Below are 12,562 nucleotides of genomic sequence, written 5' to 3' on the forward strand. Positions count from 1 at the left end.
AATTTTAAGATATTAAGTGTAATTTTATTATAAAGGTGCTGCCTTTTCCTTTTTCGCTTTCTACATATATTTCTGCATCGTGATCATCCAAGATGCGCTTTACGTAAGCAAGACCAAGGCCATGGCCTTTCACGTTGTGTATATCACCCGTGTGTTCTCTGTAAAATTTTTCAAATATTTTTTTCTGAACAGGTTTGCTCATGCCCATTCCCTGATCGCGTATTTTTAAAATAATGCTGTTTTTTACATTTTCTGAATAAACATCTATTTTGGGCTGTTCTTCAGAATATTTAACTGCATTGTCCAGTATATTCACTATTACATTGCTCAAGTGGGATTCGTTCGCTAAAACGGTGGCTTTAAGCGCACCATAATGTGTGTTTATGTAGCCGCCCCTATCTTCCACAATAAGGCTAATGTGCGAAATGGAATCATCAACAATGTCTTGCAAATTTAAACGCTCCTTTGGGAGATCCAGCTCGTTTTTTTCTAGCTTTGAAATTCGGAGAACATTTTCCACTTGTGCATTCATGCGTCTATTTTCATCCCTTATCATTCCAAGGTAGCGATCCAAAAACTCTCGATTGTCCTTTACCTTAGGATTTTTTAACGAATCTAAAGCCAAATTAATGGTTGCTATGGGCGTTTTAAATTCGTGGGTCATATTGTTTATAAAATCACTCTTTATTTGTGAAATTTGACGTTGCTTATAAATCTGTGAAATTGCGCTGGAATATGCTAAAATAATTACAGCCGTAAACAAAAGCGAAAGTATGGCCATTCCCAAAATGCTATTAAGTACAAGCTTTTTCTTTTCAGAAAAACTTACATACAGTTCATATTTATTTTTGTTTTCATTTACAAAAAGTGGAACTTTATAAGTACTTTCTTCATCAAACTTAAAATCATTTGAGCGTACTTTAGTTTCCAGATTGTTGCTATAAATTGCGAAATCAAATTTAGATTTTAATCCTCTTTCCTTGAGCTCCTTCGCAATAAGTTCTGACACTTCTCTTTCATTCACCCTCTTATAAATAGGGACCATTGTTGTTACGTTACCAACAAAATCCTCAAACTGCTTTCGTTCATAATCCTTCATTCTTGAAAAGGATTCTACACGTGTGTCTGTGGTTGTTATTCCATCCAAACCTTCAGATATCTTCGTTTTTGTTTTCCGACTTGTGAGTTTTCTAAATTGAACGCTGTCCATTTCAGAGTCAAAAATGCCGGAAGAAAGTTTATAGTCCTGCTCTAAGATTCCATCTGTGAAAATGAAGGTCTCGTTTGTTTCCTTATTTTGAATTCTATAGGCTAATTCCGTAAAACTTTGGTTATCGGGAATCTGTATGCTATCAACATAAGCACTGTAAACCTGATAATATGCCTCATTCTCCCTTAATTGAATTTCTTTCGCAACAGATAAAAGCACCTGTTTGGAATTAATGGTAAATTGCTCGGCTTTTGTTTGGTAAGCGTTTGAAATCCAATATCCCTGAACAAAAACTATCCCTAATAAAGAGAGACTCATGAGCGCAATAAGCAAGACGAAAAGCTTTTTGTTCATACCTCAAAAGTAAGATTTTAACATTTAGCCACTCGTTTATTTAACCAAATGTTAACAAAAGAAGAGGGTACAATTATCAGCTTTTTTTAAGAATGCTATTGTGGATTTCAGCAACGTTTTTTTTCGTTGCCTCAAGGTCAATATTTTCAATGATAATATCGGCAAGTTTCATTTTTTCTTCGTCACTCCATTGGTTGTCCATGCGTTGCTCTATTTCATACTTTGAGGCTTTATCACGACCCATAACGCGCTTTATCCTTACAGCCTTTGGCGCAGTAACCAGTACTACAAGATCGCAATTTTTGTAACCGCCGTTTTCAAATAGTATAGCGGCCTCTTTTATAACATAGGTTGATTTTTGTTCCGCAGCCCATTTTTTGAAATGTACGGCAACCTTAGGATGGATTATTTCATTAACCGCTCGAAGTAAATCTGTATCAGCAAAAATTTTATCGGCAACGTAGGTTCGGTTTAAGCCTTCCTTGTTATAGGCGTTTTCACCAAGAAGCTCAATTAATTTGCGACGAATGACTTTTGAAGTATTTGTCAATTTTTTTGCTTCTACATCTGCAATGTAAACTGGCACGCCAAGTTCTGAAAACATTTTTGCCACTGTAGTTTTCCCACTTCCAATACCGCCTGTAAGGCCTACAATTTTCATTAGTTTTAAGATTAAAACATTGATTACTTAAATATAAAGTAGTCAACCTTTTTGGGTTCAAAAATTACATTCTGAATATTAGATGGCATGTTTTCCAGGGTAGGCAGCATAAAGTTTTCTTCCTTATTTCTTTTAGAATAGTCACAGACAACCCTAAAATTTTCTTTTGAAATTTTTGAAAATTCATTCACGGAAACATCATAAGAGACTGTAACGGAAGAAGGAACCAGTTTTATCTCCAAATCTGGCGGCAGATTTATAATCTCTATGGGAAGCGTAAATTTTCCCTGTGAGAACTCCGCAACCGCTAAATTTACTGTAACCTTATCCGGTTTAATGGATGCAATTTCCTTATTGCCACTAACTACTTTTACGGTTTTCGAAATATCTTTTTCAATATCTTCCAATGAAATTAATTCGGTTTCTATAGTTCTGAGATTCTTAAGGCTACCGGAAGGGCCAGAAATAATTACAGAATCGGGCGTTACCTTTATACTATCCATAGGTTTAAAACCATTTTTAAAGGTGAATTTTGTTTTGGGCATCACCCGAACTTTTTTCAAAATTATGGGATCTAAATTGACGTCCAATTCTTCAACGGAAAGATTTTTTATCGCCAAATTCCTATTGAAGTTTGAAGCCACCATTCTGGTCAATTCGTTTTTTGTAATAGTAAAGTTATCCTTTTCGTTATCGTAAAATTTACCAACCTCTACATTAATTGTTGGTTTTTTAAACTTGTAAAACAAAATTTCAAAACCATTTGCCGTAAGATCAAAAGTAATATTGCGCAGGTTTTTTTCTGATAACGCAGTAGTTTCTGGAACGTTTTCATAATTAATTTTAGCTACCATAGTAGTGGTAAATTCTCTGCTGAATTTCGTTAATACCCAAAAAATAGTAGCAAGGAGGAGAAAGAGAAGAAAACGCTTAACCTTTATATTTTTATTATTCTTAAAGAATCCTTTCGTCATACTATTATTATTGGCCATCAATAAATTTACTTAAAAAATAAAAAGGGAAATTGTTTCTGTGGATCTTTCTTTAAAAAATTTATTAAAAAACTAGATTTCAAAAACGCAATGCCATAACCAAAAAATTGGACAAAGACAGCTTTTAAAGAAAGTAAACCTATATAAACACTTTTGTTTTTTACAGAAGAGTCTAAGAAAATTAAAAGTAGATATGTAAGAATAGGAATTATAAATAAAGGAGAAATGAAAATTGAAAATACTATTGAACAAATTACAAACACTACAAAGAGCGTAGGCAACCAAAATGTAATTTTAGCAGCAGATGGATGCCATTGGTTCAAAATAGGACGCACAAGTCCAAATTTTTTAACCTGTAAATAAAATTTTCCCCAAGAAATCCTGCGCTTATGGTAAACAAAAGCATTGGGCACAAATGTGGTTTGGTAACCAGCTTTTAAAATACGTTGGGAAAGATCGGGATCCTCACCAGGATGGATTTTTGCATAGCCACCGGTATTTTCAAATGCTTCTTTAGAAATACCCATGTTGAAGCTTCTTGGCTCAAAATTATTTACACTTCTTTCGTTTCCCCTAATACCTCCAGTAGTTAAAAATGAAGTCATCGTATAATTTATTGCTTTCTGCAGTGGTGTGAAACTCTCATGGGCTGCATCTGCGCCACCGTAACAATGAAAGTAGTTCTTTCCTAAAAATTCATCTACAGTAGCCAAATAATGTGCCGGCAATAAACAGTCTGAATCGAGAACTATAAAATAATTACCTTTTGCACATTTCATTCCATAATTGCGAGAATCTCCCGGACCGGAATTTTCCTTGAAATAATAGGAAATTGTAAGCTTTTCTGAAAATTCCTTTACCACAGTTTCAGAAGTTTCCGTAGAACCGTCTTCAACGATTACAATTTCAAATTCTTTCTGAAAATGCAAATTAGCAAAACTTTCCAAAAGCTCCCTAACTTCTTGTGGACGGTTGAATACAGGGATTATAAAGGAATAACTTCTTTGCATCGCCCAAAGTTAATGAAATAAAAAAAGCCACCCACTTTCGTGGATGGCTTTTCATACTAATTATAAAATTTAGTTTTTCAATACTTTGTAAGTACCAGTCTGTCCGTTAACAGTAACTTTCATAATGTAAGTTCCTGTTGTCAATCCAGCAATATTGATATCTGAAGTAGTAGCACCAATAGTTGTGCTGATTACCTGCTGACCCAATAAGTTAAAGATAGCTACAGAATCAATGCTATTAGCAGATTTCAAAGAAATCACGTCAGTAGCAGGGTTTGGATAGAAAGCAAAATCTTTCAAAGAATTTTCAGCAACACCAGCTGTTCCACCGATAACTGAAGACCAAGCAACTTGATCAGAACCTCCGTTGAAAAGACCTATTAAAGTAGAACTACCAGTAGTTAAATCTAGCTCTCTCCATTGAGACTGACCCGCATCTGAATTATATGCTGAAAGATATGCAGTACCATTTCCAAAACAAGCACCTTGACCAAAGTTAGCATTAAAACCAAGTGAACCCAATGGGGTTGCAGCACCAGTTGCTAAATCTATAAAATAAAGGTTATCATCTACAATATCAGCACTGTAACCATCACCATTGCTATCAATAAGCAGAGAGATAGCTCCCAACATTCCAGTTGGCCCAACAACTGTTGAAGTAGCATTTGTAATATCAATGGTTGCAAGACTAGAAGAAGCATTAATAGCTACAGAAATTGCGTACAATGTTCCGGATGCATCAAATTCAGCACCAGACCAAGTTTCAGCTCCTGGAGCCGCAATAGTTCCTTCACTAGTATATACTCCACTTGCAAGATCAACGCTATAGAAAGCACCGCCATTGTCTAATACCCAAGCTGTTCCCTCATCGTTAGGATCAATTGAACCAGCATTTTCAAAACCTACAGCAGGAGAAACTCCCAAAGTAGTTAAAACTGGTGCAGCTGTTGGATCCCAGCTAACCAAAGACGCCGCAGTATTGTTAACACCGAAAGCCATTGCTGGGCCTCCGCCTCCTCCTGGCTCATCATCACCAAGTACGTTCCAAACCAATCCTTGAGTTAAACCTAAAGCTGCAAAGTCAGTTGGTGTAGCTGCTCCACAATCTGCAGCCTGAATGTAACTTGGTCCAGTTTGGCCGTCATTGTTACAACCAAAACGCATAAAGTTTGTGTCAGTACCATCATCTACCAATACAAGCTCCATAACCATCGCTTCACCTGCAGGAATGCTGGCCGTAAGTGGTAAAGTAACAATAGTGGCAGAATCAGCGTTGGTTGCATTGTAAACTGCAGTTCCCTGTAGTGTTAATGTACCTCCTGGGAACGCTCCAGGTGTTGCTGAATAAATATTTGCGGTGATAGGAAACCCTGTTGGGGTAGTTACAGTTCCAAGTGCAAACTCTACAGCTGAAACATCTAAACCATTCATAATACCAAAATCACCGGCAAGATCAAAAGCACGAAAAAGATTGTTGTTTCTGAAACTTGTTGGAGATGCGCAAGCAATTGAAGTTGTTAAATCAATGGTTTGCGAGTTGCTTTGTGTAACTACAACGGGCGCAATATTTTGCACACCGTTGAAATGCACATTAATCATTCTTTGCTCTTTCTGAGTAAAGTAGTCGTTAATGTTTCCACTAACATCTCCAATAGTCTGGAGACGGGTCAATAAACTTTCAATAGTTACGGCAGGTTCTTGTGTTGAACCTCCACCTGTGAAGGAACTTTGCGCGTTCATAAGGCCAACAGACCCAATAAAACAAGCTAGTAGTAATGTAATTTTTCTCATTTGATTAAAATTTTTTAGTTAAACTTCTATAAAACTATCATTAAAAAACGATATGACAAAAAATATGACAGTAATTTTTCAAATTTATTGATGAATATTAAAAAGACCACCCGCCATTGGCGGGTGGTCAATAATATAGATATAATTAGAATCGCTATTGTTTAAGCACCTTATATGTACCTATCTGGCCGTTCACGGTTACCTTCATCAAGTAAGTACCGGTACTAAGACCAGAAACATCAACCTTAGACTCGGTGGCGCCAACTTGGCTGTAAACCACGCGCTGGCCCAAGAGGTTGTAAAGCGCTACTTGCTCAATGTTCTCAACACTCTTAAGGTTCAATACACCATTTGTCGGGTTCGGATAATAGCTGAAACCGGCAATGGTATTGTCAGATACACCAAGGTTGGTACCGTCTATCGTAATATCGGTAACAGCTCCAGTGTTCAACACAAACACATAATAAGCCTGACCGGCCAATGTGAATATGGATGCAGAAGTACCTGGACCGCATTGGTTGCTCTGTTGCGGCACAAGAGTAAGATCCGTTTCCGAAGCGTTCTCGTTTGGCGCCGTATAGAAAGTAACAGAACTGGCACCGCCAGGGGTTACTATAGAAGCAATAGCAGTACCATCGCCACCCGAAACAAAGTTGTACCAAACACCGTTTGCTCCGGTAAGATCACAATCAACAGGATTGCCATTCTCCGTGGTAGCAGCTGGCATTGCCACTGAAGGATCGGTGTAAGGGAAGCCTATTTCATCCACATCTATAGAGTTTACGATCATATCGTTTGGTGGAGGAGTTGGGGTACAAGTAACGTCAAGTGTGAAGTTGCCCGTAGCGCCACCAAAACTGTGTATCAAAATGTAATACTGCGTATTTCCATTACTCGCAAAAGTAACTTCAGACTGAAGTCCACAAGCATCGTCATTGCCGTCAACACAAACAAGTGCTGAGCAAGTTCCGCTGTAAACCGAAATCTTGGAATCGAAATTAGTACCATTACATAATGATACTGTAATATCACCAGGTAAGCCGGAATCGTCATTCAAAGAATACCAAACTCCCGGAGAAGTTATAGGTGTACCACATGTTGGCGCCGTATCTACAGTAGCGCCCACAGTAGTTCCTGTTACAGAATCACCACAACTTACCGCTATAGCACCACTACACTCATCATTCGGTAATGGATCTGTACATGTTACATCAAGACTAAAGTTACCTGAACTGCTACCAAAACCTTCTACCATTATATAGTATGTAGATGTGCCGTCTGAAGTGAAACTTACTTCAGACTGGAGACCGCAGGAATCATCATTGAATGCAAGCTCGTTGGCAAGATTGCAGTCGTCAAATATCCTAAGTATCGAATCAAAATCTGTAGCAGCACAAAGTGAGATAGTTACCAATTGCGGCGAACCATTACCTGTGAACTTATAGAAAACATCAGGTGAAGCGTTACCGCCAGAATCCGTTGCTGTTATGGTTTCACCAACTACACTGTCGCCACAAGCTAATGCAATGGCATTTTCACAGTCGTCATTTGTAAATACCGGTGGTACGCAAATAGACATTGAAAACTGCAATACCTGCCCAGAGTCTCCCCCTGCATCATCACAAACTTTCAGGCTCCAGACCCCGGTAATGTCTTCACCTGCAAAAGCAGCTGCGAAAGTACCACCAACCGGCTCGTAAGGTCCAACGCCAAAAGGAGCTGTGGCAAGAGTAATATCTGCGCCACCGTCCTCGAACATTGTTCCGTTGTAGCCATCATCTGTGCCACCGCCAAGGTCATTAGCAAGTAGCAATTCTGTTCCGTTTGGAGAAACAAGATAAAGGTCTAAATCTGCACTAAAGGTGTGTGCTATATCTATAGTTATGTTCTCTAATATTGCCCCAGTACCAATGGTGCCTATATCAGCAACAGTTATGGGTATAAGATTGGGAGCGTTTGCGCAATCTGCAGTAGATGTACCAGCACCGTCAATATCAAAAGGGACCGCCGTACTGTCGTAAGCTGTGCTTGTACAGGTAGGACCGCCGCCGCCGCCAACGCAGTATCCAACGCTTCCATTCCAAATACGTGGGTCAAAAATAGGATTGGTAAAAGGTACATTACTTGCTGATCCCAAATCTAACGTTATATCACCATTTGAATAGTTTTGATTTGTTCCATCTCCGTTAGTATAGGTATGAGCAGCCGTCGAGTCAAAAACCAATGCAACTGCATAAGTCGTACCCGCCGTCATCATAATCGGAGCGTCCAATGTAGCTGTTGAAGGAATTCCAATTCCAGCACCAGTACCAGATCCTATTGCAACTGCAGCACCCCAAAGTGCAGGATTGGCTTGATTACCAACATAAGTACCTTCAAATACATATACATCCATGTTGAAGGCGGCAGTACTTGCCGTATTCATATCAAAACTTGAGACTTCAATATCTGAAGCTCCTACTGAAATATCAAAATATACAGCTCCTCCTGGACTACCCCCGTTTCCACCAGCAAAAAGCGTAGTTAAACTATCTGGAGTACAGCCGCCGCCGCCGCCGCTAGTGCCTTTTATTGCAACAAGACCTAACTCCGCACAATCAGCGTTAACTGAACCTAATGGGGTGGCTACACCTGTTGCAGTGTCCACGGAAGCAAAAAGATTCACTCCTCCTCCAATATATGCAGCCATATATAATGTATCTGTATCTGGGTCAAAGTCTGCATCTTGCGCAAAATTGATATTAACACCCAATGGGCCCACAAGGGTTGCGGTACCGGTCGTTAAATCTACAGAATAAAGACTGTCCAGCCCAACATCCGCCATAAAAGCATTGCCATTAGAGTCAATTGCTAACCAGATTGGAAGCCAACCGGTAATCGTCGAGCTTCCTACTAATGTAGCTACAGCAGTTGTAAGGTTAATTGTATAAACCGAGCCAACTTCACCAGCTCCCGCAAGCACGTACATGGTGCTATCGGCATCGTTCCAGGCCATTCCCCTTAATGTTTCGGTGGCAAGTAATCCAGTTATGGGGCCAATGGTGGTTTCGGCACCAGTTGTCTCATCCAAACTCAACAATGTTGAGGTTGTTCCGTTAAAGGCATACAGTGTTCCGTTTTCATCAAAATCCCCTCCATAAATAGAGCTGGCATTTGGAGCAATGGGCGCCAAGGTATATGGGCCAGGCAATGGAAATGAACCAAAGTCAAGTCCACAAGAAGCTCTTATATTTGCTGCGAATACCGTTGGGTCTCCGCCACCACCGCCGCCGGTTCCTTCTTCAATTGTCAACGAATCTATACCTATGTAATCTGAATTGCTTCCAGCCGGCCCTCCGTCTGTAACCCAATATCTAAAGGCAACTCTAGTGTCTGTGGCTCCGGTAAGTCCTGATACGGTTGCTGTAAATTCTGTCCATACATCAGGGTAAACTCCTGTTACCAGTGTGGGATTTATTTCAAGCAATAATTCCGTATAAGAACCTACGCTTGCTGGTCCTGTAGGGTTTGTATTGGCACCTGTTGGATCCAAACGAACTTCTAATCTATCAGGAAAGGTACTGGCAGTGGTTGTACGCGTCCAAAAGATAATTTCATCTCCATTTTCTAAATTCAATACAGGTGTAATCATAAAGTTATTGATTACGGAACCTGAGGTATTATTAAAGTTGGCCCCGATATAAGAAGTTGGTCCTCCAGATTGTGAAGGGAAAACTACATCATTGCCTTGAAACCAATTTGTTGCTCCAGGAATATCACTTGCGTTCACAAGGCTATAACCAGCACCTGGTAGTGTAGTGATGTCATCAAATCCTTCAGTGAGAAGCGTAGCCGCTGGCCCTCTATTAGCTGAATTTTGCGCTCTGTAATAAGCACTCAAAGCTTGTCTTTCTGCAGCAGTAAATTGCTGTGAATCCAATCCTGTTTGATTTTGCTGAAGTCTTGCCAGCAATTGCTCAATAGAAACAGATGGCTGTTGTCTATTCTCAACCCCCAAACTCCTTGCACCGTGGAAAGAAGAATTCGGTTGAATAAATTGCGCCTCCATCGTAGCAATAAAAGCACAGAAGGCAAAGATTAATAATGTAAATTTTTTCATGTTAATAAGATTTAGTTAGTAATTGATTTTCAAGATTTAAAGCTATTCTAAAAAAAACAAATATCAAAGTTTTTGATTATAAGATTCTTAGACTTTTAGGATAATTATTGAATCTTGTTGAATTAATGAATAATATTCTTAAAAATAGCTATTCCGCGAACAGTTTTCGTTTCATAGAAAATCACAATTCAGAAATCATTTCGAGTATAAAAAAAGCCACCCGCAAGTTGCGGGTGGCTTAAAAGAATATTTATTAATATTAAAATTATTGTTTCAATATTCTATAAGTACCTATCTGGCCATTTACTGACACTTTCATTAAATAGATACCAGTGCTAAGTCCTGAAATATCAAGCTGAGATGTGTTGGCATCCACTTGATTGTTCATCATTAACTGACCTAAAAGATTGTACATTGATACGTTCTCAATGTTATCAACACTCTTAAGGTTTAGCACACCATTTGTCGGGTTCGGATAATAACTGAAACCGGCAATGGTATTGTCAGATACACCAAGGTTGGTACCGTCTATCGTAATATCGGTAACAGCTCCAGTGTTCAACACAAACACATAATAAGCCTGACCGGCCAATGTGAATATGGATGCAGATGTACCTGGACCGCATTGGTTGCTCTGTTGCGGCACAAGAGTAAGATCCGTTTCCGAAGCGTTCTCATTTGGCGCAGTATAGAAAGTAACAGAACTGGCACCGCCAGGGGTTACTATAGAAGCAATAGCAGTACCATCGCCACCTGAAACAAAGTTATACCAAACACCATTGGCTCCTGAAAGATCACAACCAGCAGGATTGCCATCTTCAGTAGTAGCTGCAGGCATATTTACCTGTGGATCGGTATAAGGGAAACCTATTTCATCAACATCAATAGAGTTTACTATCATGTCGTTTGGTGGAGGGGTTGGAGCACAAGTTACGTCTGCCTCCCATCCAGCTCGCGGCACGGATGCATCACTTAAAAATACAAAAGTAAGCGCACCACTTGCATCAGTAGCTGTAAATGGGCCAGGATTGCTGGTTCCATAATAACCTCCTGCAGGGAATCCACTTGTTGTTGGTGGGTTTCCACTTGAAATTATTGGGAACGTAGCATCTGGACCATCGTAAACGTATAATGCATCCCAAGTTGCTTCTACATCAAATGCAGTGAAAGTAACTGTTACTTTATCACCAGCATTTGCAGGATTGATTACAGTTGTAACATTTTCGTCATTTTCATAGTCGCCACCTGGTCCTCCAGTATCGTAGAACTTACCGCCACAAGCTGGTGGAGTAGCAAAGCTAACTGGTCCAGCTAACTGGCTTAAACCATCTGCGTCGCAATCTGCAACCACATAGAAATCATAACTTATACCACCACTTAAACCTGTTGCTGTTGCCGTAGTTGTACCAGCTGGTACAGTTCCAGTTGCAACCGGTGGATCGCTAAGTGGATTGTCTCCTTGAAGGAAAACATACCAAATATAACCACTGCTTGCACTTGGCTCTGCATCCCAAGAAAGATCTGCAGAATCAGCAGCAATGTTTGTAACCGCAAGGTTAGTGGGCTCAGGACAAGCTGGAGGAGGTAAAGTTTCTCCTATAGATACCCAAGCTACCTGCGTAGTAGCCGCAGTAGTAACAATTGGCCCTATTAAGGTAGTTGCTCCTGTGGTTAGATTTACAGATCTCCATTCCGCAGCAAATACACCACTGTTAAAGGCAGCCATATACACAGTATCGGTTAGAGCGTCATAGCACATTCCTTGACCAAAATTGGCGTCAAAACCAATATTACCAATAAGTGTGGCAGTAGCCGTTGCAAGATCTATTGAATACAGATTGTCCGTTACTATCTCATAGGTATACCCTATTCCAGCACCATCAATGGCAAGTGCGATTGGTAGATTGCCTGGCGGAATACCCGTTGCACCTACTAATGTAGCAGAGATTGCAACTGGATCTATGGTGTAAAGATCTGCACCAGCAATTGCGTATAGAACACCAGAAGCCTGGTCATACTCCATACCTACCCAGTCACCAGGTATATTACCCAATAAGGTATAAATTCCAGATTCTACATCAAATGAGTAAAACTGTCCTCCATTATCAAGCACATAACCAGTTCTTGGATTTGCAGGATCAATAGCTCCAGCGTTTTCAAAGTTTACAGTAACTGGTGAATTACCAAATACCTCAACAGTTGAAGGATCTGAAACTGGGAAGCCAATAAGCTCAAAGTTGCCATTGTTTACACCATAAGCAGTATCAAGCACACTGCCTCCACCGCCGCCCATCGGGTCGCATTGGCCACTGAAATTATAAACTACTTCTTGTGCAGGATCGTCTATGGCCCAAGTGCCTATGGTAGAGTCAAATTTAGCGTATGGCTCGCCTTCTACGGGAATGTCATCTGTGTATTCCCAGAAAACGGTTGCTTGGTTAGTAA

Annotated in this window: 7 protein-coding genes; all 7 read right to left on the reverse strand. The window is 39.9% G+C overall.

Going from position 1 to position 12,562, the window contains the following annotated elements; genetic code table 11:
- Positions 1 to 4 precede the first annotated feature (4 nt).
- Positions 5 to 1,564 (reverse strand): sensor histidine kinase, encoded by a 1,560-nt coding sequence (locus tag ESV24_RS14240; RefSeq protein WP_170227900.1) that lies wholly within the window; start codon positions 1,562 to 1,564, stop codon positions 5 to 7.
- 76 nt (positions 1,565 to 1,640) lie between these two features.
- Entirely contained in the window at positions 1,641 to 2,225 is a 585-nt protein-coding gene (gene coaE, locus ESV24_RS14245; RefSeq protein ID WP_111816274.1) for a dephospho-CoA kinase, read from the reverse strand.
- Positions 2,226 to 2,248: 23 nt separating this feature from the next.
- Positions 2,249 to 3,079 (reverse strand): CdaR family protein, encoded by an 831-nt coding sequence (locus ESV24_RS14250; protein ID WP_160110617.1) that lies wholly within the window; start codon positions 3,077 to 3,079, stop codon positions 2,249 to 2,251.
- 146 nt (positions 3,080 to 3,225) lie between these two features.
- Positions 3,226 to 4,227, reverse strand: a complete 1,002-nt coding sequence (locus tag ESV24_RS14255) for a glycosyltransferase family 2 protein (RefSeq protein WP_111816272.1) — start codon at positions 4,225 to 4,227, stop codon at positions 3,226 to 3,228.
- Between the two features lie 69 nt (positions 4,228 to 4,296).
- Positions 4,297 to 6,018, reverse strand: a complete 1,722-nt coding sequence (locus ESV24_RS14260) for a T9SS type A sorting domain-containing protein (protein WP_111816271.1) — start codon at positions 6,016 to 6,018, stop codon at positions 4,297 to 4,299.
- Positions 6,019 to 6,172: 154 nt separating this feature from the next.
- The gene (locus ESV24_RS14265) at positions 6,173 to 10,117 is read right to left on the reverse strand and encodes a T9SS-dependent choice-of-anchor J family protein (protein ID WP_111816270.1); all 3,945 of its coding nucleotides are present in this window, start codon (positions 10,115 to 10,117) and stop codon (positions 6,173 to 6,175) included.
- A 265-nt stretch (positions 10,118 to 10,382) separates the two neighbouring features.
- Positions 10,383 to 12,562, reverse strand: a 2,180-nt coding sequence (locus ESV24_RS14270) for a T9SS type A sorting domain-containing protein (RefSeq protein WP_146951080.1), incomplete at its 5' end; no start/stop codon positions are given.

The organism is Aequorivita lipolytica (assembly GCF_007997135.1).
In the GTDB taxonomy this organism is placed as follows: domain Bacteria; phylum Bacteroidota; class Bacteroidia; order Flavobacteriales; family Flavobacteriaceae; genus Aequorivita; species Aequorivita lipolytica.